This is a genomic window from Alcaligenes sp. (genome assembly GCF_050255915.1).
GTDB classification, from domain to species: domain Bacteria; phylum Pseudomonadota; class Gammaproteobacteria; order Burkholderiales; family Burkholderiaceae_B; genus Alcaligenes; species Alcaligenes aquatilis.
This window is the reverse complement of the sequence record NZ_JBFWIQ010000007.1, coordinates 1-26,589: the sequence shown is the minus strand read 5'-3', so window position 1 is coordinate 26,589 and position 26,589 is coordinate 1. Positions and strand designations below refer to the sequence as shown.

Sequence of the window (26,589 nt, the reverse complement as noted above, 5' to 3'; positions counted from 1 at the left end):
ACGCAGCCTAAAGCAGATCGTGCGTGCGCACCACATCCACCGTCACATGACCGCGACTCAACTCGACATCGAGTCGTTCACCAATCTTTAAGTCTAACGCATTTTTTACAACTTTCCCCTCGCTATCCCTGACTATGGCATATCCACGATTGATGATAAGGCGCGGGGACAGGGCTTGCAGTGTTTGCTGAGCCGCAGCCAGGCGTTGACGGCGCAAAACCAGCGCATGGTCCAGACCTTTTTCCAGCCGCTGGAAAAGCATATTCAGATTTTGCTGTCTTGACGTCAGCTGCGGAATGTTGCGCTCCAAACGTGCCTGCAATGTGGCCAAGCGCAAAGCGGCAGCATCGGGCACGCTGCGGGCCACGCGTTGCAGTCTTTGGGTCAGATGATCCAGGCCTTGCTGCTGCTGGGCCAGGCGTTGATGTGGGGAAACCAGTTTGGCCACCGCTCGATCCAGACGCAAAGAGGCCCGGTCCACATGGCGCTGCACGCCGTGGCTCAAAGCCCCTATACGTGCAAAGACCTGCTCCAGCAATTGATCACGTCCCAGGCAAGCCAGTTCGGCTGCTGCCGTGGGTGTAGGTGCACGCAAGTCGGCCACGAAATCGGCAATGGTGAAATCCGTCTCATGCCCCACCCCACTAATAATAGGAATAGGACTGGAAGCGATCAGGCGCGCCAGCCCCTCATCGTTAAACGCCCAGAGATCTTCCAGGCTGCCGCCCCCGCGTACCAGCAAGAGCGTATCAACCTCGGCTCGCTCAATCGCGGTTTCCAGCGCTTGTCGCAATCGCGGTGGCGCTTCAGCACCCTGGACCGGGGCGGGGTAAACAATAATGCGCACATGCGGAGCGCGACGCTCCATCGCCGTCAGCACATCTCGCAAGGCCGCAGCAGCCAAGGAGGTGATGATGCCTATGCTACGCGGCAAGGTGGCAATGGGGCGTTTGCGTTCCGGCTCGAACAGTCCTTCGCTTTGCAACTGACTTTTCAGTCGCAAAAATGCTTCATGCAAATCCCCCAGGCCCGCGCGGCGCATGCCCTCAACCTGAACTTGAAAATCCCCACGCGCCTCGTACAAGGTCACCGAGCAGCGAAACTCGAAGCGCTCGCCTGCACGCGGCACAAAGCCCACGGCTTGGGCGCGCCCCCGGAACATCACGGCACGCACCGCCGCCTTGTCGTCCTTGATGGAAAAGTACCAATGCCCGGAAGCGGCCTGGGTAAAGTTGGATACTTCGCCGCTGACCCAAACTACCGGCATGTGCTCGTCCAGCAATTGGCTGACACGGCGGTTCAACTGCGCCACGGTCCATACTGCGGGTGCTCTAGATTCTTGATAATGCATCATATTCTTTGTTTTTGACTCGCCACGAGCTAGTTTTCCACCGCTCCGTATCCACAACTGTCATGCTTTTGTCAAATAGACGCCAAGACAATGGTTTCCGCCCAATACCTGATAGTTCACATCACATAAATTCATTAAGCAATTGAAATTACACGATATTTAATAAAACACAAAAATGGTCGAAAATTAGCCAGAGAACCTCTAAACCACCACCCGAGCCACTATGGGATGTTTTATGCACAGAATTATCCACAGTTTTTGTGGATAGTTTTAGCACTACACTTATTACTTCAAATACATCAGGGGTTTGGCGTCATTTTGCGTGGAAAAGACGTTAAAGTGTACCGCGCCAGCGCCGGAACATTCCCGCAATGCAGACAGGGGCTCTACAATAAGTGCTGATTTATTTCCTGACCGGATAATCGACTCGTGCTTACTTTGATCCATGCCGCTGGCTGGCCTGTCTGGTTTCTGCTGGCCTGCTCCATTCTTGCCCTGGGTTTGATCCTGGAGCGCCTTCTGGCCCTGCGCAGTAAACGGATCTTACCGGCTGGACTGGCACGCCAGATCAGCGAACTGACAAGCCAGAACCGTGTTCAGGATGACTCGCTGCCTCGCCTGTACGACAACTCCCCCTTGGGTCGAGTGTTAGCCACTGTACTGAAGAACCGCCACCTGTCCCCCGCCTTGCGTGAGGCTGCTGTGGAAGCAGAAGGCAAAGATATCAGCTACCAATTGAACAAATATATTCCGGCACTGGGCACCATTGCCGTGATCGCCCCCTTGCTGGGCCTGTTCGGTACAGTCATTGGCATGATCGACATTTTTGCCGCCTACGACCCCGCTGGGGGTGACCCCAGCCTGATTGCTCGTGGCATTTCCGTTGCCCTTTACAACACCGCCCTGGGGATTCTGATTGCCGTCCCGGCCATGATCTTTCACCGTTACTTTCGCAGCCGTGCCGACTATCTGCTGCACTGCCTGGAAACAGAAGCCGGTGCCCTGGATCGTCTGCTGGCTCAGAGGGCTGCCTGATGCGCTTTCGCCGAGCCCAAGACCCAGACACGCTGGAACTGAACCTAGTGCCCTTGATTGATGTCTTGCTGGTCGTGCTGATTTTTCTGGCTGCCAGTAGCACCTTCGTGCGCTATCGCCAGCTGGATGTGTCCTTGCCTCAGGCTCAGGCCCAAGCTGCCCAAGCGGCTGAACTGTTATTGGCCATCAGCCAGGATGGGCGCTATGCCTTGAACGGCATGTGGCTGGACGCCAGTAGCGCCTCCCCCCTTAGTCAAGCCTTGTCGACTGAGAAAACCGACGAGAACAGCAGCCTGCTGATTCTGGCCGATGCCCAGGCCCCTCACTTTGCCGTCGTTCAGGCTATGGAGGCCGCCCGTCAGGTAGGCATCCACCGCGTTCACTTTGCGACCCAGGCCCCATGAGTGTGCGTGTCCGCCTGACTGATTGGCTTCACCAACAGTGGCAGAAAAAAGGCTGGTTCAGTCTCTTGATGCGCCCTCTTTCAACGCTGGCTGCGCTTTTCGTACAGCGCAAACAACGACGCTACGAGCAAGATCCCAGCGCGTCCTACCGCAGCCCGGTGCCGGTCATTGTGGTGGGAAATATTATTGTGGGTGGCGCAGGCAAGACCCCCATCGTCCTGGCGCTGACCGAGCAATTGCGCGCGTTGGGATGGACTCCCGGCATTATCAGCCGTGGGTATGGCGTAAAAATCGGCCCCAGCCCTCGCGTAGGTCAAGGTCAGTTAGCTGCTGAACAGTTTGGCGACGAACCCGCACTCATTGCCGCCCAAACCCAGGCCCCCATTGCCGTCCACCCCCGCCGTGCGCTGGCTGCCCAGGCTTTGCTCACTAACTTTCCAGCAATCGACCTGATTATTTCAGATGACGGCCTTCAACACCTGGCCCTGCAACGCGATATGGAAGTCGTAGTTCAAGATGCCCGTGGCGTGGGCAACGGCTTGCTGCTGCCAGCCGGCCCATTGCGTGAAGGCCCCGAACGCCTGCGCAGCGTGGACTGGCTGATCAGTCAAGTGGTGGCCGATCAAATGGCTCCGCCCACCCCTCAACCCGCCGAACCTGGCCGCACCCTGACCATGAACCTGCGCCCGCATCAGGTGGAGCACTTGAGCTCGGGCCGCCGCCTGAACTGGTCAGACTGGCAGCAGGAATACGGTCAACAAGAACTGCAAGCTCTGGCCGCCATTGGCCAGCCCGACCGTTTTTTTTCGATGCTGCGCACTTGTGGTCTGCATCTGAACCAGACTTTCCCTCTGCCCGACCATGCTGCCTTGCAAGCCCAGGACTTTCAGGCCCTGCATGATGGATTGGTACTCATTACCCGTAAAGACGCCGTAAAATGCCAGCACCTTAACGACCCACGTCTGTGGGTTGTGGATGTCCAGCCCATGTTTTCACGTCCGGACTGGATTGCTGAACTGGATGGCCTGTTGCGCAAGCGGCGCTTAACCTCCCCCTCTTTACCCGGAGTTCAATAATGGAAACTCGCCTACTCGACGTACTGGTCTGCCCCCTGTGCAAGGGCCCTCTGCGCCACGACCGCGAACAAGAAGAACTGGTCTGCAAGGCCGACAAACTGGCCTTCCCTATTGTGGACGGCATCCCCACCATGCTGGTCAACGAAGCGCGCCAACTGAACGCGCAGGACCCCGCCAGCAACTGATATGACTTTTTCCGTCATCATCCCCGCACGCCTGGGTTCCACTCGTCTACCCAACAAGCCGCTGGCCGACATCGCTGGCCAACCCATGATCGTGCGCTGCGCCCAGCAAGCGGCGCTCAGTGGAGCGCGTCAGGTTTGGGTGGCGACGGACTCGACCCGCGTGCTCGAAGCCGTGCAGTCGCACGGTTTCAGGGCCTTGCTGACCGATGCCGAACATCCGACCGGCACCGACCGTCTAGCACAGGCCGCCCGTCTGCTGCAGCTGTCCGAGGACGAGATCGTGGTCAATGTGCAGGGTGACGAACCCCTGATTCAGCCCGAACACATCCATGCCGCCGCCGAACTGCTGGCTCGCAGCGAGCAGGCCGATATCGCCACGCTGGCCGCGCCCATCAAGAGCGTCGAGACCTTGTTCAATCCCAATGCTGTGAAAGTGGTCTGCGACCTGCAAGGCCGCGCCCTGTACTTTTCGCGCGCGCCCATGCCCTGGGCCCGCGACGCACTGGCCCAGGGAGAGCGGGTACTGGCCGACGGACTTCCCGCATTGCACCATATTGGCCTTTATGCGTACCGAAATCGCTTCCTGCAGCAGTACGCCCAGCTACCGCGTGGGCCGCTGGAGCACTTTGAGTCTCTGGAGCAGTTGCGAGCCATGGAAAACGGCTTCCAGATTATGGTTCACCGCCTCCAGGAGATTCCTGCAGCGGGGGTAGACACCGAACAAGACCTGGAAAGAGTACGCGCTCACTTCGCAAATCGGTTATAAAAGATCTTTTTTCTGCTCCATCCGAATAAAAAATGCGCTCATTATGCTGCAACGCATCATACTGAAGCGAGAATCGGATCGACGCATTTCCTGGAGGAATTCATGCGACTTATACTGCTCGGGCCCCCTGGTGCCGGCAAAGGCACTCAGGCTGCTTTCATCACCGAGAAATTTGGTATTCCACAAATTTCCACGGGCGATATGTTGCGTGCCGCTGTCAAAGCCCAGTCCCCGTTGGGTGTAGAAGCCAAAAAAATCATGGACGCCGGTGGCCTGGTCTCCGATGACATCATCATCGGTCTGGTTCGCGACCGTCTGAAAGAAGCAGACTGTGAGCCCGGCTACCTGTTCGACGGTTTCCCGCGCACGATTCCCCAGGCCGACGCCTTGAAGGATGCTCAGGTCAAACTGGACTTCGTGATCGAAATCGACGTACCGGAAGAAAGCATTATCGAACGCATGAGCGGCCGCCGTATCCACGCAGCCAGCGGTCGTAGCTACCACGTCACGTTCAACCCACCCCAAACCCCCGGTGTGGACGATGTAACTGGCGAACCCTTGCTCCAGCGCGACGATGACCGCGAGGAAACCGTCCGCCACCGCTTGTCTGTCTATCGCGAGCAGACCCGCCCTCTGGTCGATTACTACTCGCAATGGTCAGCCACCGGCGACCCGCAAGCTCCGGCCTATCGCAAGATTTCCGGCGTGGGCAGCGTCGATGAAATCCGCCAGCGCATTGTGGACGCCCTGGCAAGCTAAGCAAATCAAGATTCAGCCGGCCCCAAAAGGGCCGGTTGTTTATTATTCAAGGGAGACAAGCTCATGCAAATCAATAACAAGACTTTTATTGTCACGGGCGGCGCATCGGGTCTGGGCGCAGGCACCGTACGTATGCTGGTTCAAAACGGCGCCCGCGTGGTGATTGCCGACATTCAGGACGAGGCCGGCCAGGCTTTGGCCAAAGAGCTGGGCCAACACTATCAGCGCTGCGATGTGACTTCCGAGCACGATGCCCAGGCCGTCGTGGATCTGGCGTGCCAGGACAGCGCCCGCCCTCTGTTCGGATTGATCAACTGTGCCGGTGTGGCCCCTGCCTCACGCACCGTGGGACGCAACGGCCCACACACGCTGGACCTATTTCAAAAAACCGTCATGATCAACCTGGTCGGCACCTTCAATATGTGTCGTCTGGCCGCCGCTGCCATGAGCAACAACACGCCTGAAGCATCGGGCGAGCGTGGCGTGCTGATCAATACGGCTTCGGTCGCTGCCTACGACGGCCAGATTGGCCAAGCGGCTTACGGCGCCTCCAAGGCGGGCGTGGTCGGCTTGACCCTGCCCCTGGCCCGCGACCTGGCCCAAACCGGCATTCGTGTCATGACGATTGCTCCCGGCATCTTCGGCACCCCCATGATGTTTGCCATGCCTCAGGAAGTTCAGGACTCGCTGGCAGCCAGCATTCCCTTCCCCTCGCGTCTGGGTCGCCCTGAAGATTTCTCCCAACTGGTGCAGAGCATTATCAATAACGAAATGCTCAATGGTGAAACCATCCGTCTGGATGGCGCCATTCGTATGGCACCAAAATAACTTTCTGTATCGGCTCCAATGGGTTTGTTTCGCTCGGCGGCCACGATTAGTGGCCTGACGCTGCTGTCTCGTATCACCGGACTGGCACGCGATATTTTGATTGCCCGCGCCTTTGGGGCGGGTCCGCTTACCGACGCTTTCTGGGTCGCATTTCGCATTCCCAACCTGCTGCGACGTCTGTTTGCTGAAGGGGCGTTTTCGCAAGCCTTTGTACCCATCCTGGGACAGGTGCGCAAAGAGCATGGACAAGACAAGGTGCAGCAATTGCTGGACCGTGTCGCCCTGCTGCTGACCTTTGCCGTCATGCTGGTCACGGTCATCGGCATCCTGGCCGCCCCTTGGGTGGTCAGCGCCATGGCCAGCGGCTTGACCGCCCCCGAACGACAAACCGAATTTGGTGCCGCCATCACCATGACGCGGATGATGTTCCCCTACATCATCTGCATGTCGCTGGTGGCGTTTGCGTCTGCCGTACTCAATACCTGGAGCCGCTTTGCGGTGCCGGCCTTCACCCCTATCCTGCTGAATCTGTCCATGATTGGCGCCAGCCTGTTTCTGGTGCAGTACATGGACACGCCGATTTATGCGCTGGCTGTTGGGGTGATGATAGGTGGTCTGGCCCAATTGCTGGTGCAATGGGCCGCACTGGCTCGTCTGGGCCTGTTGCCACGATTCTCGCTACGACTGGGTCAAGCGCGCCGCGACCCCATCGTGCAACGCATTCTTAAACAAATGCTGCCCGCCATTTTGGGGGTGTCCGTGGCGCAGATTTCCCTGCTCATCAATACCAATATTGCCACCTGGCTGCAGTCAGGCAGCGTAACCTGGCTATCATTTGCCGATCGCCTGATGGAGTTTCCCACCGCCCTGCTCGGTGTAGCGCTGGGCACGGTCTTGCTGCCCAAGCTATCGGCTGCCCATGCCAGTAAAGATGACCAGAACTACAGCGGTTTGCTGGACTGGGGCCTGCGTCTGGTTCTGCTGCTGGGCCTGCCAGCCGCGCTGGGCATGGCCATGCTGTCCGACGGCCTGGTCGCCACTCTGTTTCATTACGGTGCGTTTGCCGCCGCTGACGTTGCCCAGACCAAGCTGGCCGTGGGTGCGTACTCAGTGGGTCTGGTCGGCCTGCTGGCCATCAAGATTCTGGCCCCCGGTTTTTATGCCCGCCAGGATATTCGCACACCGGTGCGCATTGCCATTGCTGTTCTGATCATTACCCAGCTCTTTAACCTGGTCCTGGTGCCTACCTTTGCCCATGCTGGACTGGCCTTGTCGATTGGCCTGGGCGCCACCGTCAATGCGCTAACCTTGCTGGTCATGCTGCGCAAACGCGGGATTTACCAGCCCAATCATGACTGGTTACGTTTTTTCCTGAAGATTATTCCCGCCCTGGCTGCCCTTGCAGCCGTCCTTGTGCTGGCTGACCGCTATATCGACTGGATCAGCCTGGGAGCCACGCCCTTGCTGCGTGTGCTGTATCTGGGCGGCGTGTTGCTTGCCAGCGGCATTTCTTATTTCGGCATGTTGTTTATCGTAGGCATTCGGCCCTCTTACTTTACAAAGCGGGCTTAGTGTCTTAGAATAATTGTCTTTGCCGATTAAACTTTAAAACTTAGGCTTTACTAAAAATGGCTAATACCGCACAAGCACGCAAGCGCGCCCGCCAAGCAGTGGCTCGCAACAAACACAACGCCAGCATCCGTTCCATGCTGCGTACCGCTATCAAGCGCGTTCGTCAGGCCATTGACGCCGGCGACAAAACTGCTGCTAACGAAGTTTTCCGCAAAGCGACCAGCATCATTGATCGCGTTGCCGACAAGAACATTATTCACAAGAACAAGGCTGCCCGCCACAAGAGCCGCCTGTCTGCTGCTATCAAGGCCCTGGCCTGATTGCTGAAGATTTTTAATGGTTTAATCGGCTCTGGCCTAAAAACCAGTTAGAAAGGGGGTGCTTAGCACCCCTTTTTTATTAGCCACAAAACCATTGCCTGAACATGCAGGCCAATCATGCTAAGTTATGGATTTGCTTGTTCATCAGCGAGTCCCCATGACACGTCCCATCGTGCTGCAACTGGCATCTTTGGCCCAGCACCCTTCTTTTGACGACATTGATCGTTATTTCGAGCGCATTGTCCTTCCGGACCTGAACCAGCTCTGTGCCGAACAGATCGAACGCGTACAGGTACTCCTGACCAGCGCCGTCACCCCCACCCCCCCCACCATGATAGACCGCCAGCCCGCTTTTAAAGCGATTTTCAGTGTGGGAGTAGGCTACGACAGCATCGACGTGCACGCCGCCCAACAGCGTGGCAACCAGGTCAGCACCACCCCCGATGTTCTGAACGACTGCGTGGCGGATATGGCCTGGGCCTTGATGCTGGATGCCGCCCGCCGGGTGACGGAGTCCGACCGCTACGTACGTGCCGGCCTGTGGGACAGCCCCAATGGTTTTGGGCTGGGCACTCGGGTCAGCGGCAAGAAACTGGGGATTGTGGGCCTGGGTCGCATCGGCCAGACCATTGCCCGCCGTGCCAGCGGCTTTGATATGGAGCTGCGCTATCACAACCGCCGTCCACGCCACGACGTCCCCTGGCACTATGAACCTTCCCTGATCGAGTTGGCCCATTGGGCCGACTTCATGGTGATTGCAGCCGTCGGTGGCGACGAGACACGCGGGCTGATCAATATAGATGTGCTGAATGCTTTGGGGCCCAAAGGGATTCTGGTCAATATCGCCCGCGGCAGTGTGGTTGATGAAAGCGCACTGATTGCCGCCCTGCAAGAAGGACGACTAGGCGCTGCCGGGCTGGATGTGTTCGAGAACGAACCCCAGGTCCCTCAGGCTTTGCGTGACCTCAAGCAGGTCGTTCTGGCACCGCACACAGCCAGTGCGACACACGAGACGCGTCAAGCCATGCTCTCGCTGGCACTGGACAATATATTGCAGTATCAAAAAACCGGCAAAGTACTGACTCTGCTTACGGTATAAAAAATAAATCGCCTACCGTTTTAACGGTGGCGACTAGTTGGATGTGCTGCCTTAATCAGGAATCGACAGGGCCCATATTGGTGGGATCAATGCCGCTGGTTTTTAAATTATTATCTTCCGCAAAGCCACAGACAAATTTCCAGGCCAAAGGCTCCAGCTCCCGCAAACGCGCATCGACCACCACACAGCGCACGCCGTCAATCAATCGCGGCACCACATAGGGCGAATACGTCAGATGCCCTCCCATCGCCCCAGCCGGACGGAACTGAGACATTACACCGGCCAAGCGTTCTGCCCAGTCACTGGGACGAAAGCGCTGATCCTGCCGGGTCACACCATGGATTACAAGTTGCTTCACTGGCTCTGTCATAACAATTGATCACTCATCGTGCAGTTCAGGTAGGCTGCACCTTTTCCTTTCTCGCTCCGCATTGTATCCGATCGCGGCCAAGCAAAGCCCGGGATTCAATAAATTAGCCACTTGACAATTTATTGCTAATCATTACCTTACCCTTTCTTTTTATCTTAAAACCAAGCTATTTCCCCTTGTCGTGCACAGGCCGGCTTTGCTCTAAATAGCTGGACAGGTTAAGATGGCTTTCTTTATCCGCAGGATTTTTTTATGGATGCCATCGTGCACGCAGGACCGCTTCGGCACTTTCTGCAATTTCGCGACTTTTCTCACGACGAAATTTTATATGTGCTGGAACGCGCACGCCTGATCAAAGACAAGTTCAAACGCTATCAGCCGCACCACACATTGCACGACCGCACCCTGGCGATGGTTTTTGAAAAAGCCAGCACCCGTACCCGTGTTTCCTTTGAAGCCGGTATGTATCAGTTGGGCGGTTCGGTCATTCACCTGACCACCACCGACTCGCAACTGGGTCGCTCCGAACCTATTGAAGATACCGCCCGCGTAGTTTCGCGCATGGTCGATATCGTCATGATCCGCACCTTCGAACAAACCCGTCTGGAGCGCTTTGCCTCCCACTCGCGTGTGCCGGTCATCAATGGCCTGACCAACGAATTTCACCCTTGCCAGATTCTGGCTGACATCTTCACCTTTATCGAACATCGTGGCGATATCAAGGGCAAGACCGTAGCCTGGATTGGGGATGCCAACAATATGGCTTACACCTGGCTGCAAGCGGCGGAAATCCTGGGCTTTACCCTGCATGTATCCGCTCCTAATGGTTACCACCTGGAGTCAGATCGTACTGGCAACCCGGACTCCAGCATCCTGCGCGAATTTGACGACCCGCTGGAAGCCTGCAAGGGCGCACACTTGGTCACCACCGACGTGTGGACCAGCATGGGTTACGAAGCCGAGAACGAAGAGCGTCGCAAAGCGTTTGCCGACTGGTGTGTGGACCAGGAAATGATGGATGTGGCTGCTGCTGACGCCATCTTCATGCACTGCCTGCCCGCTCACCGTGGTGAGGAAGTCACAGGCGAAGTCATCGACGGCCCACAAAGTGTGGTCTGGGACGAAGCCGAAAACCGCTTGCACGTACAAAAAGCATTGATGGAGTTCCTGATTCTGGGTCGTTTGGAAGCCTAAACGCTGCCACTCGGAGCCGATTGCTCATTGATGACAAAAGGGGATGCTACGGCATCCCTTTTTTACGCAACAACGTCGCACACCTGCATCCAGGCCATCATTGAAAAAAGCGCTTGAATATCATTTCAATAGGGCAGGACCTAGCCTGCTTCATGTAAACGACGCGAGACGACGGCTCTGTTGAGTGCTGCGACGATACCAACTACAAGCGACTACAGCCAGACCATGACCCTGTGCTGCGCTGTGCCCCTGATGCTCAGCGCAGCGCGCCCGCCCCTATTCTTCAACCTCCAAACCCGCCAATCGGTAACCAACCTGCAATTCCGTCAACAGATACTTGGGCTGTGCCGCATCCTCTTCCAGCTTTTGACGCAACTGCATCATGTACACCCGCAAATAATGGGGCCGATCACAGTAAGCCGCACCCCATGTTTCATGCAACAAATGCTGGTGCGTCAACACCTTGCCATGACCCCGAATCAAAGCCGTCAACAAGCGAAACTCAATCGGCGTTAAATGTACCGCCTCCCCGTCGCGGAACACCTCGTGGGAGGCCAGATCCACACGGACACCACCGAAGCGAACTAGCGATGAGGCTGTCTGTGCATTCGGGACTAATTGAGAACGCCGCAGCAAGGCCCGAATCCTGGCCAGCAACTCCGGCACCCCAAAAGGCTTGACCAGATAATCGTCCGCCCCCGCATTCAGCGCAGCCACTTTCTCCTCTTCCCGATCGCGCGCAGACAACACCAGAATGGGCGAGTAGACCCAAGCGCGCAGATCGTGAATCAAGTCCTTGCCGTCGCCATCGGGCAAACCCAAATCCACAATCATCAAATCCGGGCGACGGGTTGCCGCATCCATGCGCGCTTGCGCCAAGGTGCTGGCCTCGACCACGAACATACCTTCCTGTTCCAAGGCGATCCGTACAAAACGACGAATATTGGATTCGTCCTCCACAATCAATATCTGGGTTTTGTTCATGTCAGTAATTCGTCACCATCCATCTGAGGAGCCGCTTTCCAAGGCAGGCTGATTTCGAAGATCACCCCATGAGGCTGACGCGGCTTGGCGCTGATCGTACCACCATGCGCGGCAATAATTGTTCGGCATAGCCCCAAACCCAAGCCTACCCCTGCTACAGAAGACTCCTTGTACCCCCGCGTAAACGTCTCAAACAAACGCTCGGGATCGCCTGGCGGCAGGCCGGGTCCATCGTCACTGATCAATAAATACATGGATTGGCCAGAACACAGGCCGCGTAGCGAGATTGTGCTGGTAGCGGGGGTATATTTGGCCGCATTATCCAACAGATTCGTCACCACTCGCTCCAGCAACACACCGTCCACCTCGACCAAGGGCAGATCCGTGGCGAACTCGGTCACAATTTTGCGGGGCTGCAAGGCGGCTGCACAGCGGGCAACGGCGATCCCCACAATCTCGCCCAAGGCATGCCACTCTTTATGCAGTTTCACTCCTTCACTTTGCATACGGGCCAAATCCAGCAAGTTAGATACCTGGCGACGCAGTTCGTCAGACTCAATACGGATGGAATGGGCAATATCCGTGCGCTCCGCCTCACTCAAGCCCTTGGGCTGCTCCAAGGTTTCAGCCAAGCCCCGGATCACGGTCAAGGGCGTACGTAAGTCGTGTGAAACGGCAGACAATAAGGTATTACGCATTTTCTCCCCCTCCATGCGCAGCACGGTATCCTGGGCAATTTCCACGTAATGAATCCGCTCCAGAGCCTGAGCCAACGTAAAGCAACAAGCATCCAGCAAGCGCCGTCCGTCAGGAGTGCTTAAAGAGGCAGCAGCCCCGGACTGCACCACCAGGACACCCCGTGGGGCCATCGGGCCTTTCAAGGGCAGGTACAAGGCACTGGCACCGTTCAGGGTCTCCGTACCATTACCGGCAGCTTCCATGTGATCAAACACCCATTGCGCTACCGACAGCTCAACAAAGCCGGTGTGGCGGGTTGCCACCAGTTGGTTCTGTTGATCCGGCACCACCAGCACCAGTTGCATCTCAAACAAAGGCTCCAGCGTATCGCGGCAGACCGCCAGGACCTGCTCCAGGGCCAAGGCCCCCGCTAAATCCCGACTAACACGCGTTAACGCCGCCGCGCGACGTTCACCATCACGCGCAGCCCGGGCCTCGGCCTGCAGTTTGGCAGCCAACTGGCCAATAATCAGCGTCACGACCAACATGACGCCAAAGGTAAACACGTATTGGGTATCGGTGACCGAAAAGGAGTAGCGCGGCGCGACAAAGAAAAAATCAAAAAACGCCACTGACAGCAATGACGCCCATGCCCCCGCCAGCCGTCCCAAACGCAAAGCGATAAAGACCACTGTAATCAGGAACAGCATGATGACATTGGAGAGATCAAAAAAGGACAAAAGCTGCTCGGCCAACAAGGTGGTCGCCACGCAAATAATGGAGGCGATGGACAAGGCCTTGCCCTGCGCCATGGGCTGCTCCAGCTCCAAGGGCCGGATTGGTCGCTGAACCGTATCCATGCGCAGGAGCAGCAAACCAATTTCAGGATTACTGCGGGCCAGGCGCTCGGACAGGCTGGTGCGCCAGGGCCAGGCAGAGCGCGCTGAAGAGTTCCCCAGAATCAGCTTGGTGACATTGCGCTGACGGGCATAGGCCAGAATCGTATGCGCCACATCCTGCCCGGCAATATTGGCAAACTCGGCCCCTGCATGCTGAGCACTGGCGGCCAAACGCACCAACGCCTCCTGCGCCTTGATCTGCCCGCTTTCCTGTGGCGTATCCACATGCAGCACAATCCAGGGGGTTTGCAATTGCTGCGCCAAGCGCGCCCCCTCCCGAATCAGGGCTTCCTGAGCACTATCGGCGCTGACGCAAACCATTAACAGCTCACGGGTGGGCCAAACTGTTCGTATCGCATGGGAGATTCGGTAGACATGCACATCGGCATTGACCCGATCCGCCACACGACGCAACGCCAACTCACGCAAAGCGATCAGATTGCCGCGACGAAAAAAATTCTGGCGCGCGTGGGCGACCGAGTCGGCCAGATATACCTTCCCCGCATTCAGACGAGACAACAAATCGTCTGGAGGCAAATCCACCAGCAGGACATCCGCCGCTCGATCAAAAATACGGTCCGGCACCGTCTCCCGAACCCGTACCCCGACAATACCGCCCACTACCTCATTGAGACTGTCCAGATGCTGCACATTCAGCGCGGTATATACATCAATACCGGCATCGAGCAGTTCCTCCACATCCTGCCAGCGTTTGGCATGACGGCTACCCTCAAGATTGGAATGCGCCAGCTCATCGACCAGCAGCAACTGATAGCCCGACGCCAAGGCGGCATCCAGATCAAACTCCGTCACTACCCGCCCCTGACGCTGATACGCCTTGCGTGCCAGTACGGGCAAACCTTCGATCAAGGCCTGGGTTTCCTGGCGACCATGCGTTTCTACAATCCCGATGGCCACGGACACCCCTTCGGACTGGCGTTGATGCGCCTCCTTGAGCATGGCGTAGGTTTTCCCTACGCCCGCACAAGCGCCAAAGAAAATCTTGAGCTGCCCACGGCGAGGCTGATGCGGATCCTCGCCAATGACCTGCAACAGCGTATCCGGGTCCGGCCTATCCTCAGGTGACATGAATCTGTGCACTCCATCCAGAAAATAGCTATTGATCTTACGCTCTTATCCGAAAAACGGCGTCAGCAGCATATCAATCAGTTTGATACCTATAAAAGGCGCAATCAGCCCGCCCAAACCGTAGATCAGCAAGTTACGCCGCAGCAGTCTGCTTGCGGGCTCCGCCCGATATTTCACGCCGCGCAAGGCCAAAGGAATCAAGGCGATGATGATCAGAGCATTGAAAATGACCGCAGACAGAATCGCTGTAGCTGGGCTGTGCAGTTGCATCACATTCAAGGCGCCCAGAGCCGGATAGGTGACCACAAAAGCCGCAGGAATAATCGCAAAGTACTTGGCCAGGTCATTGGCAATACTGAAGGTGGTCAGGGCACCACGCGTCATGATCATCTGCTTGCCTACTTCCACCACACGCAAGAGCTTGGTGGGGTTGCTGTCCAGATCCACCATATTGCCGGCCTCTTTGGCCGCCTGGGTACCGCTATTCATGGCCACGGCCACATCTGCCTGCGCCAGAGCAGGCGCATCATTCGTCCCGTCGCCAGTCATGGCCACCAGGCGACCTTCATCCTGATAGCGTCGAATCAATTGCAGCTTGTCCTCGGGCGTGGCTTCGGCCAGATAGTCATCCACCCCGGCCTCAGCCGCGATTGCTGCGGCGGTCAGCTTGTTATCCCCCGTAATCATGACGGTCTTGATGCCCATGGCGCGCAGCTCGGCAAAACGCTCCTTGATACCGCCTTTGACAATGTCCTTGAGCTCCACCACACCCAGCGCCTTATTGCCCTCGGCAACGACCAGCGGTGTGCTGCCACGCCGTGCCACCTCATTGACCAAGGTATCCAGTTCACGAGGGAACACCCCGCCCTGGGACTCAATGTGCGCGCGCATGGTATTGGCCGCCCCTTTACGGATCTGGCGACCCTCAATATCAATCCCGCTCATGCGGGTATGGGCACTGAAGGCAATGGTCTGCGCGCCCTGCAATTGACGGCCACGCAAATTGAAAAGCTGCTTGGCCAGCACCACAATAGAGCGCCCTTCGGGAGTCTCATCGGCCAGCGAGGCCAATTGAGCCGCATCCGCCAAGGCGTGCTCCGATACCTGCGGCGCGGGCAGAAATGCCGAAGCTTCTCGATTGCCCAGTGTGATGGTGCCTGTCTTGTCCAGCAACAAGACATCCACATCCCCGGCCGCCTCGATCGCACGGCCCGAGCTGGCCAGTACATTGGCCTTCATCATGCGGCTCATTCCGGCCACGCCCACTGCCGACAACAAGGCCCCAATCGTGGTCGGAATCAGGCACACCAGCAAGGCGATCAGGGCCGTAATCGTGACGGGCGAACCTTGGCCGGTCAGCGCGGTGGCAAAACTGGAGAAAGGCAACAAGGTGACGCACACCAAGAGAAAGATCAGCGTCAAGGCGACCAGCAAGATATTCAAGGCAATCTCGTTTGGCGTCTTGCCACGTTTGGCCCCTTCCACCATCGCAATCATACGATCCAGAAAGGCTTCGCCGGGTTTGGCGGTGACCTGCATCACAATCCAGTCCGACAGAACACGCGTCCCGCCCGTGACCGAGCAAAAGTCCCCCCCCGACTCCCGGATAACCGGCGCTGACTCCCCAGTAATAGCGGACTCGTCTACCGAGGCTGCCCCCTGCAGCACTTCACCATCGGCCGGAATAATCTGCCCAGCTTCCACCAGCACATAGGCACCGGGCACCAACTCATCGCTGGGGACAGGCCAGGAACGACTATCTCGCCTGGGCTCTTTCAACACTTTGGCCATGACCCGCTTGCGAGTAGATCGCAGCGCATCAGCCTGCGCCTTGCCACGCCCTTCTGCCACCGCTTCGGCCGCATTGGCAAACAAAACCGTAAACCACAACCAGGCAGCAATGGACCAGATAAAACCAGCGGGGGCCTCGCCCTGCCCCATCAAAGCCTGCACACCCAGCAGGCTGGTCAGAATGCTACCCAGATACACCACACACATTACCGGGTTCTTGAACTGCACCCGAGGGGACAGTTTCTTGAAGGCTTCCTTGCACACGGTGCCCCAGGGCACAGCCTGAAACACCGTTGCGTGCTCCGCCTCTTGCGAGGCTTTTAAATCAGTAATAGACATATTGACACCTGCTCCTAACGCACGACGGGCTGGACGCTCTTGGCCATATCCAGCGCAAGATTTAGCTCCAGGACCTGCACACGTGGTTCACCCAGTACACCCAATTGACGAGCATGGGTATAGCGATCAATCAAGGCCAGCACCTGTTCCAGCGACATGCCGCGCACCCTGGCAATACGCGCAGCCTGCAAACGGGCATTAGCCACCGAGATATGCGGATCCAGACCCGATGCCGACGCTGTCACGGCATCGACAGGTACGGGGGCATCCTCTGCCAAACCATTCATCAGACGATAAGCCTTGCTTCGCTCTGCCACGGCATTGAGCAAATTCTTGCTTAATGCCCCTTGATTGCTGCCCCCGCTAGCGGCGGCGTTATAGGGCTGCGAGATACTATTGGATGGATCTGAAGGGTCCACACCCAGGGTCACACTGGGGCGGCCATGAAAATACTCTGGCTGACTGAAATATTGGCCAATCTGGCGTGAACCCACGACTTGGCCATCACGCTCAATCAAGCTGCCATTTGCCTGCTCCGGGAACAAAGCCGTCCCGATGACGGTCGTTGCCAAGGGATAGGCAATCCCGGTCAGAAGCATAAAGAACACAGCCGACAGCAACACGGGACGCAGCAGGCTTTTCACCGTCGGTGCCACTGGGGTTGAAACCATAAATTGATGGGTAGACATGACAGTCAATCCTCAAAAAGTAATGCCATCGAGCATCAACAGGTGCTCCACAATCGGGCCCAGCGCCAGAGCAGGCAGAAAAGTCAGACCGCCCACCACCAGGACCACGAAAATCAACAGGCCAGTAAACAAAGGGGTGGCCGTCGACAAGGTTCCTGGACCAGCAGGAACGGCTTTTTTGGCCGCCAGCACACCGGCCAGAGCCAGCAACGGCAATAAAGTCAGATAACGCCCGACCAGCATGGCCAGCCCGATCGTGGTGTTGAAGAAAGGCGTGTTCGCGTTAAAACCGGCAAAGGCCGAACCGTTATTGGCTGTACCCGAGGTGTAGGCGTACAGAACTTCGCTGAAACCATGCGGCCCCATGTTCGAGAGGCTGTCCATGGTGGACGGCAGTACGCTGGCCAAGGCCGTAAACCCCAGAATGCTGAAGGCGTGCGCCAGCATGGCCAGCATCACGTACTTCATCTCCCGGGCCTCGATCTTCTTGCCCAAAAACTCCGGGCTGCGTCCTATCATCATGCCCACCAGAAACACGGTCAGAATGGCGTAACTGACCAGGCTGATAAAGCCCACCCCGATCCCGCCAAACACATTGTTCAGCATCATTTGAGCAATCGGCACCAAGCCACCCAAAGGGGTCAGCGACGCATGCATGGCATCGACCGAGCCAGTGGTAGCTGCGGTGGTCACCGTCGCAAACAGACTGCTTTGCGCCACACCGAAACGCAGTTCTTTACCCTCCAGATTGCCCCCGCCCAGCGTACTGCTTTGGGTCTGATCGACTCCCAAAGGCGTCAACAAAGGATTGCCTGCTTGCTCGGCGCTGTAGATCAGGGACAGAAAACCGATGAACATCCCCAGAAAGGCCGCAAAAAAGGCCCAGCCCTGCCGGCGACGAGCCAGCATGGAGCCAAAGGCATAGGTCAGGGCCGAGGGCACCAGCAACATGCTAAGCATATGCACGGTATTGGTCAGCGGCGTGGGGTTCTCAAAAGGATGCGCCGCGTTCATGCCAAAGAAGCCGCCCCCATTGGTTCCCACATGCTTGATGCTTTCAAGACTGGCCACGGGTCCCAAAACAATCTGCTGCTTGAGTCCTTCCAGCGTGTTGACCACGACCTCAGAACTCAGTGTTTGCGGCATACCTTGCCAGATATAAAACAAGGCCAGCAAGAAGCTGCACGGCAAGAGCAGGCGATACAAAGAACGGGTAAAGTCCACCCAGTAATTACCAATATCAGCCGAGCTTTTACGGCTTAAGCCACGGATGAAACCACCTGCCGCCGCCAGACCCGTGGTGGCACTGATCATCATCAAAAAGGTGATGGCCGCCATTTGGGAAAAATTGGACAGACTGGATTCGCCCGAATACGCCTGCCAATTGGTATTGGTCGTAAAGGACACGGCCGTGTTAAAGGCCAAGTCTGGCGTTTGTGCGGCACGCTGCAGGCTGTCTCCGGGAATCCAGCCCTGCACCCGCAAAAGAACATATCCCAGAAGCAACATGGCGGCGTTGCTCAATAAAAGCGCCAGGCCATATCGCTTCCAGGACATTTTCTCTTCAGGATTCACACCCAGCAGCCGATACGTACCGCGCTCCATCAAACTGTGATTCGGGCTGCTGAAAAAATGGGCAATCCATTTACCCACCACCACTAACAAGACCGTTGAGACGGCCAAAATAACTAGAAACTGCATCAGATCGTCCAGCATGACAGCACCTCTTACAGTTTCTCAAGACCAAGAATAAATCCGGTCGCCATCGCAAAGAACGCGAACAGCACCGCTAGAAATAGAAAATCACTCATATGCACACCTGTTCCAAACAATGAACACTTGTCGGCCTGAAGTTAAAATTTTTCGGCCTTTATCAAGGCATAGAACAAATAAATAAACAGTCCCATAGAAATCCCTCCTGCCAGAACCGTAAAAAAAGACGCACTCATTCCACACTCCCTCTCAAAGCTGGCTTGCAGCAGACAGAGAAAGTCTAGAATTGGCGGCATAAATTCAGAGCAGTGTTTACTGGCCTGCGTATAAAGACGGCATATGGATTTGGGTGCGGGCAAACCCGGAGCGCTCCAGCAACTGATCTGTCCAGCGCTGGTAAGTCTGTCTGGCAAGAAGATGCAAGGTGCTCACATGCTGATCCAGCCCAAGCAAGATATGGTCAGCATCCTGAGCGGCAGGACCGTATACCTGCGCCAGCTCGTGGCGACCGTGGTCGCACCACTGCCGAATGCTATCGGCAGTCACTTCCAGATGACCTTGAAAAGCCCAATGCGGACCCAAGCCAAAGCCCTTGTTCAGACAATGAGGGCCATACAACGTCCGGCTGGCACCCGAAGGAATCTGAAAAGTGTCGTAATGCCAGTTAAACAGCACAGCACGTCTGGGCAGGCCCATCACACGCTGGGCATAAGGGCTGCTCCAGACCTGGCCCCAGCCTATATTCGGATACGGGCTGCGCTGCACCTTGGCGCCCAGAGAACGGGCCAGAAGCTGCGCCCCAAAGCAATGGCCCAGCACAGGAACATGGCGCTGGACTGCATCCTGCAAAAGCGCCTGTTCACACACTATCCAGGGCAGATCCTCGTTAACACTATGGTCGCTGCCCAAGACGACAATCCCGCTGTAATCACGTGCCAAGACCGGTGCTCTCCCCTCCAGCGGTGACATCAGTAGTTGATAGCAAAGGCCGTTTTTCTCCAGATGATCCAGTAATACACCTGGCCCTTGTGTAGCCTCGTGCTGCAAAACAAGAATGGGTTTCATGACGTGAAAGCCTGACCGCGCAGGCCTGTTGTTCAGGAGAGCCCACTGTAGAATCCGCCGCATCAAGACCAGGATCTGTTTCAGATCCCGCTCGTATAAGTGGCATCAATTTTGGTGAGGAACGATGCTTCCGGCCACGAAACCCGATAAGGTTCTTGGCACCCGGCAGGAAAAAAACCGATTCGTCATTTGCCTGACATATGCCTTTGCTCAAATGTAATCGTTTTCATTTTGACGGCTGAATGTCATGGCCAATGTTGGAATCCTGGATGTTGCCAAGGCAGCGCAGGTATCGGTTGCCACGGTATCGCGTGCGCTCAACGAACCTGAGAAAGTGGGTAAAAAAACCCTGCTGCGTGTGCAAGCTGCCATCCAGGCCCTGGGTTATCAACCCAATGCCTCGGCCCGCAGCCTGCGTAGCCAACGCAGCCGTGTGATTGGTGTGGTCTTGCCTACTTTGCTGAACCCCGTCTTTGCCGAGTGCCTGAAAGGGATAGCCGATACCGCCGCCCATGCCGGCTACGCCATCTTGCCCTTCTTTACGGAATACCACGTCGAACGTGAATCCCAGGCCGTAGCTCTGCTGTTGGCCAGCAATGTCGAAGGCATTGTGCTGGTGGTCTCCAATCCGGCCACGTCCCCGGCATTGGAACGCTTGAGCACCACACCCTGCCCCTATGTACTGGCCTACAACCAGCATCCCGAACACCCTTGCGTCAGCGTCAATGGTGAGCAAGCCATGGTTGAGCTGATTGGTCACCTTGCCACCCAAGGGCATCGCCGCATTGCTATGGTGAGCGGACATTTGCATGTTTCGGACCGGGCCCAACAACGCAGTTGCGGTTACCTCAAAGGAATGGAAAGCGCGGGCTTGGCCCCCATGCCGCTACTGGAAGTACCTTTTATGGGTCACCCTCCTGAGGACCCGACAGCCCCTGCCTCCACAGAAGGCGGCATTCATTTGGCCAGCGTCGCCCGACTGCTGCGTCAGGCTGATCGGCCTACGGCGGTCATTGGCTCCAATGACCTGATTGCCATTCGTTGTCTGCGCACCGCCCAGCAGATCGGTTTACGCGTCCCCCAGGACATCAGCATCATCGGCTTTGACGGCATTGGCCTGGGGGCTGAACTGTTCCCTCGCCCGGCCACCATTGCTCAACCCAATGAGGAAATTGGCCGCCAGTGCATTGGCCTGCTGCTGGGTTCTATCGCCCGGCAGCAAGCTGTCCCGGCTCAAGAGTCGATATTGCTGCCCTACACCTTTGATCCGGGTGAGTCCTGCGCCCCCTCTCCGTTCCAACTACAGGCGCCCTGACAATGCTGTGCCTTCCTTTCCGGGAAACGTTCCCGCAACACCCCTGCTTGCAAGCCATGCCGGCTTTATCTAGACCCACCTACTAACTGGAGTGACCAACCATGAAACACATCCTGAGCACACTGGCCTGCCGCGTCGCATTGCCATTGGCCATGCTGACATTGGGCAATGCGGCCGCCGCACAGACGGCGATTTGCTACAACTGCCCACCCGAATGGGCTGATTGGGCCAGCCAAATCGAGGCCATCAAACAGCACACCGGCATTACCGTGCCTCCAGACAACAAGAACTCCGGTCAGTCGCTGGCCCAACTGGTTGCCGAATCGGCCAACCCGGTGGCCGATGTGACCTATCTGGGTATTACCTTTGCCATTCAGGCCCAGAAAGAAGGCGTGACGCAGGCCTACAAACCCAAGGGCTGGGAGCAGATTCCGGAAGGCTTAAAGGATCCGCAAGGCCACTGGTTTGCCATTCACTCCGGCACCATGGGCATCATGGTCAACAAATCAGCCTTGGGCGATGTACCGGTCCCTGCCTCCTGGAACGACTTGCTCAAACCGGAATACAAAGGTCTGGTCGGTTACCTGGATCCTTCGTCCGCCTTCGTGGGTTATGTGGGCGCCGTGGCCATCAATGAAGCCCTGGGCGGCACGATGGATAACTTTGATCCGGCCATCAACTGGTTCAAGGCCCTGCAGCAAAACAATCCCATTGTCCCTAAGCAAACCGCCTATGCGCGCCTGATTTCCGGCGAGATCCCTATCTTGCTGGACTATGACTTCAGCGCCTATCGCGCCCAATACAAGGACGGAGAAGATGTGGCCTTCGTGATTCCGCAAGAAGGCACGATTGTGGTTCCTTACGTGATGTCGCTGGTCAACAAGGCACCGCACACCGAAGAGGGACGTAAAGTGCTGGATTTTGTGCTTTCCGAGCAAGGTCAATCCATCTGGGCCAATGCCTTCCTGCGTCCGGTTCGCAGCAGCGCCATCAGCGAACAGGCACAGTCGCGCTTTTTGCCTGACAGCGAATACGCCCGTGCCAAGGCAATTGACTATGACCGCATGGCACAAGGCCAGAAACCCTTTGCCGAACGTTACCTGGCCGAGGTCCGCTAAGCGGCCCTCTGAGATGTGGAGTGAGCGTATGCAACGCAAATACCTGTTACCCCTGTGCTCGGCCCCCGCTGTCGCTTTCTTTGCCGCCTTCTGGCTCTTGCCTGCAGCACAGCTCCTGGCACTACCCGCACAAGAAGGCATGCACACCTATTGGGTCGTTCTGACATCAGGACGTTACTTGCAGGCCCTGCTGCAAACGCTACTCCTGTCTGCCATCGTGACGCTGGCGACCCTGATATTGGGCGCCATGGTAGGAATTGTGATGGCTCGCTATCGCGTCCCTGCCAAGCGTCTGCTGCTCTCCTTGATGACCCTGCCCCTGTCTTTCCCAGGGGTGATTGTCGGTTTTTTCATTATTTTGCTGGGTGGCCGGCAGGGGCTGCTGGCCCAAATTACGCAGGGTCTGGGATTGGGACGCGTGACCTTTGCCTATGGCCTGTTAGGTCTGTTTCTGGCCTACCTGTACTTTTCACTGCCCCGCGCCATTGCCACCTACACTGCGGCGGCAGAATCCATCGACCGCAATCTGGAAGAAGCAGCACGCTCTTGCGGTGCCTCGCGTTGGGCCGTCGCCAGAGACGTCTGGATACCAGAACTCGCACCTACCTCCTTGTCCTGTGGCGCCATTGTGTTTGCCACCTCCATGGGCGCCTTCGGCACGGCCTTCACCCTGTCCAGCCGCTACGAAGTACTGCCCATCACCATCTATAACGAATTTACCAATTATGCGAATTTCACCCTGGCCGCCAGCCTATCCATTTCATTGGGGCTGCTGACATGGTTTACCTTGTGGATGGCTCGGCGTCTCGTGCGCGCCCCCTCCGTCATCGCGTGAGGGTTCCATGAAGACGATCTCTTCTGGCAGCATGCATCGCCCTGCTCCTTTGCTTTTGGCGGTCACTGGCCTCACTGTTTTGTTTCTGCTGGGTCCCATCCTGATTTCGGTGATGGCGGGCCTGGTCAACAACTATCGACTGGGCCTGAAAAGCGGCCTGACCCTGAAATGGCTGGAACAGGTCTGGGTGAACTATGGCGGTACGGTCTGGCTATCACTGCAACTGGCTTTACTCTGCGTACTGGCTGTCATTGTGCTTGGTGTGCCCTGTGCCTACGCATTGGCTCGCAGCCGCTCGCGCCTGGCCCGAGCCTTTGAGGAACTGCTGACCTTGCCAGTCGCCGTTCCCGGGCTGGCCTCGGCGTTAGCCCTGCTGCTGGCCTACGGCTCCTTGCAAGGTTTTCGGCAAAGCTTCTGGTTCATTTTGGTGGGCCACATTGTGTTCACCCTGCCCTTTATGGTGCGCACCACCAGTGCAGCCCTGCAAAAACGCAGCCTGATTGATCTGGAAGAAGCCGCCCGATCCCTGGGTGCCAGCTTTAGCCAGATCTTTTTCGGCATCTTGCTGCCCGCCATCCTGCCCGCGATTGTGGCGGGCAGCCTGATGGTGTTCACCTCGTCCCTGGGCGAGTTCAACCTGACCTGGATGCTGCATACGCCACTGACCCGCACCCTGCCCGTGGGGCTGGCTGACAGCTACGCGTCGATGCGTATCGAAGTGGGCTCGGCCTATACACTGATTTTCATGCTCGTCATCTTGCCCGTGCTCTGGGGGCTGCAAACACTGGCGCGCTTGCTGGAGAAACACGATGGAAAATAAACACGTCCCGGTACGTATCGAACAATGCGCCAAAACCTATGCGGATGGCACGCGGGGTTTGCATCCCAGCACACTGGACATCGACCCCGGTGAAGTCATGGCCTTGCTCGGGCCTTCGGGCTGTGGAAAAACCACCTTACTGCGATTGATCGCCGGTCTGGAAATGCCAGACGCCGGCAGCCGCATTCTATTCGATGGGCAAGATGTCACCCATCTGCCTATTGAAAAGCGCGAGGTAGGCATGGTGTTTCAACACTACGCTTTGTTCCCCTCTATGACGGTAGAAGCCAATATCGCTTATGGTCCCAAAATCAAGGGCATGGCACCAACCCTGCGCCAAGAACGAGTCGGCGAGCTGGTCGATCTCATGCGTCTGAATGGCCTGGAAAAACGTCTGCCCTCTGCGCTGTCCGGGGGCCAACGGCAGCGGGTCGCCATTGCGCGAGCCATTGCCAATCAGCCCCGCGTCCTGCTATTGGACGAACCCTTGGCCGCCCTGGATGCCAAGTTGAAAATCTCCTTACGCGATGAACTGGCCGAGCTACTGCGGCGTTTACGCATCACGGCCATTCATGTCACCCACGATCAGCAGGAAGCCTTTGCGATTGCCGATCGGCTGGCCGTCATGCACGAGGGCCGCATTGTTCAAACCGGTGACGGTGAAAGCCTGTACCGCAACCCGGCCCACCCTTTTGTGGCGACCTTTTTGGGGCGTGTGAATGTACTGCAACGTACAGCGCAAAACCTGCTGAACAAGGACATTCAGCTAGCCGATCTATGCCTGCCCTGCCCCGAGACCTTGCTCGGCACCGATCAGTTGCTGGTCCGGCCAGAAGATATTGACGTTTCCATGAACAGACCAATAGGCTGGGCACAGGCACAAGTGCGTCAACGCAGTTTTATGGGAGGAAGGGTGCAACTGACACTAGGCGTCGAAGGCCAGGCAGACATGATTGCCGAAGTTGATCGGGATCACACAGCGATGGTCGGCAGTATCGTGGGCATTCGGATCAATCCCATAAAACTGATGCCAGGCACCGTGACACACTCCCAGGATGTCCCTAATCAACCCTGATCCTGAACACGCCACTTACCTTCCCCACCGAACCGTTGACACAGAAAGCGCCCACCTAAGGGAGCTCGGAAAAAGATGCTGAAAACACTACTGATTCAAATGACAGACCCGCATATCCGGGAAGAAGGCAGGCTGGCCTATGGGCGCCTGAATACCGCCCCCTATCTGAAACAGGCCATAGAGCACGCTCTGGCCCTGCCCCAAAAGCCAGATGCGATCGTGCTGACGGGCGATCTGACTGATTTTGGCAGACCGCAGGAATATGCCCACTTGCGCCGCTTGCTTGCCCCTCTAGGAACGATTCCTGTGTACCTGCTGCCCGGAAACCATGACGATCGACAGCAATTACGCGCAAGCTTTCCCGAGCATACTTACTTGGGCAAGACCGGCCCCGTTTGCTACGGCGTGGATATGGGTGAGTTAAGACTGTTGGCCCTGGACAGTGCCGTCGCGGGTGCCAGTGCGGGGAGTCTGGATCAGGAGCAACTGGACTGGCTGGCAGCCGAACTGAGCGCACAGCCCAAGCGCCCCACCGTCATTGCCTTGCATCACCCTCCTTTCAACACCCTAATCGGCCATATGGACAAGATTGGCCTACTGAACGGGGCAGAACAACTGGAGGCGATTGTGCGTCAGCATAGCAATGTGGAACGTGTAATCAGCGGACATTTACATCGCAATATACAGATCCGCTTTGGCGGAACCATTGCCAGCACCGCCCCCTCTGTTGCCCACCAGGTCTGCCTGGACCTGGCTGAGGATGCTGCCTCGGCTTGGACGCTGGAACCACCGGGCTATGCCGTTCATGCACTGAGTAATCACGGCCAGATCGTCACCCATACCGCCACAGTGGGTCAGTTCGATGGCCCGTTCGCCTTTCATGAGCCAAGCGGGAAACTGATCGACTGATTCGATGCCCGACGCACGCTAAGCGCAGCTTGCGTCTTGCTGGTCTCATCAAACCAAATTGACGATAGGCTCATACCGCTTCTGCGTACTCAAGCAAATAGCGACAACTGCAGCCATTAAACAGAACGGCTCAGGAACGCTGGGCCAACTCCATAAAAAACACCCCAATGCCTGTTGAATCGGGTGAACTGACCCCATAAAGTTGGACAGTTAAATTAGATGAGCAAGGCCTGATTTCGGTATTGCACCGGGCTCAGGCCTTTTAGCTTTGTTCTGATGCGTTCGTGATTGTAATAGTGGATATATTGACG

27 protein-coding genes are annotated in these 26,589 nt (G+C 56.9%); 17 read left to right on the top strand and 10 right to left on the bottom strand.

Annotated features, from left to right (window positions below; all coding sequences use genetic code 11):
- Positions 1-7 precede the first annotated feature (7 nt).
- A complete protein-coding gene (xseA, locus tag AB7E06_RS10310) occupies positions 8-1,354 on the bottom strand; it encodes an exodeoxyribonuclease VII large subunit (RefSeq protein WP_094196378.1) in 1,347 nt (448 codons plus the stop codon).
- Between the two features lie 426 nt (positions 1,355-1,780).
- On the opposite strand from xseA, the gene AB7E06_RS10305 reads away from it, so the two are divergent.
- The 10 genes from AB7E06_RS10305 (at position 1,781) to AB7E06_RS10260 (ending at position 9,395) form a co-directional block, all read left to right on the top strand.
- Entirely contained in the window at positions 1,781-2,386 is a 606-nt protein-coding gene (locus tag AB7E06_RS10305) for a MotA/TolQ/ExbB proton channel family protein (RefSeq protein ID WP_094196377.1), read from the top strand.
- The gene (locus tag AB7E06_RS10300) at positions 2,386-2,790 is read left to right on the top strand and encodes an ExbD/TolR family protein (RefSeq protein WP_094196376.1); all 405 of its coding nucleotides are present in this window, start codon (positions 2,386-2,388) and stop codon (positions 2,788-2,790) included. Before AB7E06_RS10305 ends, AB7E06_RS10300 begins: the two co-directional genes overlap by 1 nt.
- A complete protein-coding gene (lpxK, locus tag AB7E06_RS10295; RefSeq protein WP_230018607.1) occupies positions 2,787-3,866 on the top strand; it encodes a tetraacyldisaccharide 4'-kinase in 1,080 nt (359 codons plus the stop codon). The genes AB7E06_RS10300 and lpxK overlap by 4 nt, the downstream gene beginning before the upstream one ends.
- On the top strand, positions 3,866-4,051 hold the full coding sequence (locus tag AB7E06_RS10290; protein WP_094196374.1) for a Trm112 family protein: 186 nt from the start codon (positions 3,866-3,868) through the stop codon (positions 4,049-4,051). Before lpxK ends, AB7E06_RS10290 begins: the two co-directional genes overlap by 1 nt.
- A gap of 1 nt (position 4,052) precedes the next feature.
- Entirely contained in the window at positions 4,053-4,817 is a 765-nt protein-coding gene (gene kdsB, locus AB7E06_RS10285) for a 3-deoxy-manno-octulosonate cytidylyltransferase (protein ID WP_427956789.1), read from the top strand.
- Positions 4,818-4,919: 102 nt separating this feature from the next.
- Positions 4,920-5,576 carry an adenylate kinase gene (gene adk, locus AB7E06_RS10280; RefSeq protein ID WP_094196372.1) on the top strand — a complete coding sequence of 219 codons (657 nt, stop codon included), beginning with the start codon at positions 4,920-4,922 and terminating at the stop codon, positions 5,574-5,576.
- Between the two features lie 63 nt (positions 5,577-5,639).
- On the top strand, positions 5,640-6,404 hold the full coding sequence (locus AB7E06_RS10275) for a 3-hydroxyacyl-CoA dehydrogenase (protein ID WP_108727303.1): 765 nt from the start codon (positions 5,640-5,642) through the stop codon (positions 6,402-6,404).
- 18 nt (positions 6,405-6,422) lie between these two features.
- A complete protein-coding gene (murJ, locus tag AB7E06_RS10270; protein ID WP_094196370.1) occupies positions 6,423-7,976 on the top strand; it encodes a murein biosynthesis integral membrane protein MurJ in 1,554 nt (517 codons plus the stop codon).
- Between the two features lie 56 nt (positions 7,977-8,032).
- Positions 8,033-8,296, top strand: coding sequence for a 30S ribosomal protein S20 (gene rpsT / locus AB7E06_RS10265; protein WP_094196369.1), 264 nt, complete (start codon positions 8,033-8,035; stop codon positions 8,294-8,296).
- 157 nt (positions 8,297-8,453) lie between these two features.
- On the top strand, positions 8,454-9,395 hold the full coding sequence (locus AB7E06_RS10260; protein ID WP_427956784.1) for a 2-hydroxyacid dehydrogenase: 942 nt from the start codon (positions 8,454-8,456) through the stop codon (positions 9,393-9,395).
- A gap of 55 nt (positions 9,396-9,450) precedes the next feature.
- Here AB7E06_RS10260 and AB7E06_RS10255 read toward each other — a convergent pair whose 3' ends face one another.
- On the bottom strand, positions 9,451-9,765 hold the full coding sequence (locus tag AB7E06_RS10255) for a DUF3579 domain-containing protein (protein WP_094196367.1): 315 nt from the start codon (positions 9,763-9,765) through the stop codon (positions 9,451-9,453).
- Between the two features lie 252 nt (positions 9,766-10,017).
- Between AB7E06_RS10255 and argF the strand changes: the two genes are divergently transcribed.
- Complete coding sequence (gene argF / locus AB7E06_RS10250) at positions 10,018-10,959, top strand: ornithine carbamoyltransferase (protein ID WP_094196366.1); 942 nt, start codon at positions 10,018-10,020, stop codon at positions 10,957-10,959.
- Between the two features lie 276 nt (positions 10,960-11,235).
- On the opposite strand, the gene AB7E06_RS10245 is transcribed toward argF, so the two are convergent.
- The 7 genes from AB7E06_RS10245 to AB7E06_RS10215 form a co-directional block, all read right to left on the bottom strand.
- A complete protein-coding gene (locus AB7E06_RS10245; protein ID WP_094196365.1) occupies positions 11,236-11,943 on the bottom strand; it encodes a response regulator in 708 nt (235 codons plus the stop codon).
- Positions 11,940-14,609, bottom strand: a complete 2,670-nt coding sequence (locus tag AB7E06_RS10240) for a DUF4118 domain-containing protein (RefSeq protein ID WP_395029327.1) — start codon at positions 14,607-14,609, stop codon at positions 11,940-11,942. The genes AB7E06_RS10245 and AB7E06_RS10240 overlap by 4 nt, the downstream gene beginning before the upstream one ends.
- Before the next feature lie 45 nt (positions 14,610-14,654).
- Positions 14,655-16,739, bottom strand: coding sequence for a potassium-transporting ATPase subunit KdpB (gene kdpB, locus AB7E06_RS10235; RefSeq protein WP_199827878.1), 2,085 nt, complete (start codon positions 16,737-16,739; stop codon positions 14,655-14,657).
- 14 nt (positions 16,740-16,753) lie between these two features.
- Complete coding sequence (gene kdpC, locus AB7E06_RS10230) at positions 16,754-17,428, bottom strand: potassium-transporting ATPase subunit KdpC (protein ID WP_094196363.1); 675 nt, start codon at positions 17,426-17,428, stop codon at positions 16,754-16,756.
- 12 nt (positions 17,429-17,440) lie between these two features.
- Complete coding sequence (kdpA, locus tag AB7E06_RS10225; protein WP_199827877.1) at positions 17,441-19,144, bottom strand: potassium-transporting ATPase subunit KdpA; 1,704 nt, start codon at positions 19,142-19,144, stop codon at positions 17,441-17,443.
- 137 nt (positions 19,145-19,281) lie between these two features.
- Complete coding sequence (kdpF, locus tag AB7E06_RS10220) at positions 19,282-19,377, bottom strand: K(+)-transporting ATPase subunit F (protein ID WP_107685428.1); 96 nt, start codon at positions 19,375-19,377, stop codon at positions 19,282-19,284.
- A gap of 76 nt (positions 19,378-19,453) precedes the next feature.
- Positions 19,454-20,206, bottom strand: coding sequence for a type 1 glutamine amidotransferase (locus AB7E06_RS10215; protein ID WP_094196361.1), 753 nt, complete (start codon positions 20,204-20,206; stop codon positions 19,454-19,456).
- A 247-nt stretch (positions 20,207-20,453) separates the two neighbouring features.
- On the opposite strand from AB7E06_RS10215, the gene AB7E06_RS10210 reads away from it, so the two are divergent.
- The 6 genes from AB7E06_RS10210 to AB7E06_RS10185 all read left to right on the top strand — a co-directional run bounded on the left by AB7E06_RS10210 (position 20,454) and on the right by AB7E06_RS10185 (position 26,278).
- The gene (locus tag AB7E06_RS10210) at positions 20,454-21,521 is read left to right on the top strand and encodes a LacI family DNA-binding transcriptional regulator (protein ID WP_094196360.1); all 1,068 of its coding nucleotides are present in this window, start codon (positions 20,454-20,456) and stop codon (positions 21,519-21,521) included.
- A 152-nt stretch (positions 21,522-21,673) separates the two neighbouring features.
- Positions 21,674-22,639, top strand: a complete 966-nt coding sequence (locus AB7E06_RS10205) for an ABC transporter substrate-binding protein (RefSeq protein ID WP_230018814.1) — start codon at positions 21,674-21,676, stop codon at positions 22,637-22,639.
- Positions 22,640-22,667: 28 nt separating this feature from the next.
- Positions 22,668-23,474: an ABC transporter permease gene (locus AB7E06_RS10200; protein WP_427956774.1), complete on the top strand. Its 807-nt coding sequence runs from the start codon at positions 22,668-22,670 to the stop codon at positions 23,472-23,474.
- 7 nt (positions 23,475-23,481) lie between these two features.
- Positions 23,482-24,294, top strand: coding sequence for an ABC transporter permease (locus tag AB7E06_RS10195; RefSeq protein WP_427956771.1), 813 nt, complete (start codon positions 23,482-23,484; stop codon positions 24,292-24,294).
- Entirely contained in the window at positions 24,284-25,369 is a 1,086-nt protein-coding gene (locus tag AB7E06_RS10190) for an ABC transporter ATP-binding protein (protein ID WP_094196356.1), read from the top strand. Before AB7E06_RS10195 ends, AB7E06_RS10190 begins: the two co-directional genes overlap by 11 nt.
- Positions 25,370-25,444: 75 nt before the next feature.
- The gene (locus AB7E06_RS10185) at positions 25,445-26,278 is read left to right on the top strand and encodes a phosphodiesterase (protein WP_094196355.1); all 834 of its coding nucleotides are present in this window, start codon (positions 25,445-25,447) and stop codon (positions 26,276-26,278) included.
- Positions 26,279-26,493: 215 nt separating this feature from the next.
- Here AB7E06_RS10185 and AB7E06_RS10180 read toward each other — a convergent pair.
- A partial coding sequence (locus AB7E06_RS10180; RefSeq protein ID WP_427955672.1) for an IS3 family transposase occupies positions 26,494-26,589 on the bottom strand: 96 nt, incomplete at its 5' end.

Coding starts and splice junctions, on each gene's coding strand:
- xseA (WP_094196378.1), bottom strand. CDS start 1,354: ATGATGCATTATCAAGAATCTAGAGCACCCGCAGTATGGACCGTGGCG.
- AB7E06_RS10300 (WP_094196376.1), top strand. CDS start 2,386: ATGCGCTTTCGCCGAGCCCAAGACCCAGACACGCTGGAACTGAACCTA.
- lpxK (WP_230018607.1), top strand. CDS start 2,787: ATGAGTGTGCGTGTCCGCCTGACTGATTGGCTTCACCAACAGTGGCAG.
- AB7E06_RS10290 (WP_094196374.1), top strand. CDS start 3,866: ATGGAAACTCGCCTACTCGACGTACTGGTCTGCCCCCTGTGCAAGGGC.
- kdsB (WP_427956789.1), top strand. CDS start 4,053: ATGACTTTTTCCGTCATCATCCCCGCACGCCTGGGTTCCACTCGTCTA.
- adk (WP_094196372.1), top strand. CDS start 4,920: ATGCGACTTATACTGCTCGGGCCCCCTGGTGCCGGCAAAGGCACTCAG.
- AB7E06_RS10275 (WP_108727303.1), top strand. CDS start 5,640: ATGCAAATCAATAACAAGACTTTTATTGTCACGGGCGGCGCATCGGGT.
- murJ (WP_094196370.1), top strand. CDS start 6,423: ATGGGTTTGTTTCGCTCGGCGGCCACGATTAGTGGCCTGACGCTGCTG.
- rpsT (WP_094196369.1), top strand. CDS start 8,033: ATGGCTAATACCGCACAAGCACGCAAGCGCGCCCGCCAAGCAGTGGCT.
- AB7E06_RS10260 (WP_427956784.1), top strand. CDS start 8,454: ATGACACGTCCCATCGTGCTGCAACTGGCATCTTTGGCCCAGCACCCT.
- AB7E06_RS10255 (WP_094196367.1), bottom strand. CDS start 9,765: ATGACAGAGCCAGTGAAGCAACTTGTAATCCATGGTGTGACCCGGCAG.
- argF (WP_094196366.1), top strand. CDS start 10,018: ATGGATGCCATCGTGCACGCAGGACCGCTTCGGCACTTTCTGCAATTT.
- AB7E06_RS10245 (WP_094196365.1), bottom strand. CDS start 11,943: ATGAACAAAACCCAGATATTGATTGTGGAGGACGAATCCAATATTCGT.
- AB7E06_RS10240 (WP_395029327.1), bottom strand. CDS start 14,609: ATGTCACCTGAGGATAGGCCGGACCCGGATACGCTGTTGCAGGTCATT.
- kdpB (WP_199827878.1), bottom strand. CDS start 16,739: ATGTCTATTACTGATTTAAAAGCCTCGCAAGAGGCGGAGCACGCAACG.
- kdpC (WP_094196363.1), bottom strand. CDS start 17,428: ATGTCTACCCATCAATTTATGGTTTCAACCCCAGTGGCACCGACGGTG.
- kdpA (WP_199827877.1), bottom strand. CDS start 19,144: ATGCTGGACGATCTGATGCAGTTTCTAGTTATTTTGGCCGTCTCAACG.
- kdpF (WP_107685428.1), bottom strand. CDS start 19,377: ATGAGTGCGTCTTTTTTTACGGTTCTGGCAGGAGGGATTTCTATGGGA.
- AB7E06_RS10215 (WP_094196361.1), bottom strand. CDS start 20,206: ATGAAACCCATTCTTGTTTTGCAGCACGAGGCTACACAAGGGCCAGGT.
- AB7E06_RS10210 (WP_094196360.1), top strand. CDS start 20,454: ATGGCCAATGTTGGAATCCTGGATGTTGCCAAGGCAGCGCAGGTATCG.
- AB7E06_RS10205 (WP_230018814.1), top strand. CDS start 21,674: ATGCTGACATTGGGCAATGCGGCCGCCGCACAGACGGCGATTTGCTAC.
- AB7E06_RS10200 (WP_427956774.1), top strand. CDS start 22,668: ATGCAACGCAAATACCTGTTACCCCTGTGCTCGGCCCCCGCTGTCGCT.
- AB7E06_RS10195 (WP_427956771.1), top strand. CDS start 23,482: ATGAAGACGATCTCTTCTGGCAGCATGCATCGCCCTGCTCCTTTGCTT.
- AB7E06_RS10190 (WP_094196356.1), top strand. CDS start 24,284: ATGGAAAATAAACACGTCCCGGTACGTATCGAACAATGCGCCAAAACC.
- AB7E06_RS10185 (WP_094196355.1), top strand. CDS start 25,445: ATGCTGAAAACACTACTGATTCAAATGACAGACCCGCATATCCGGGAA.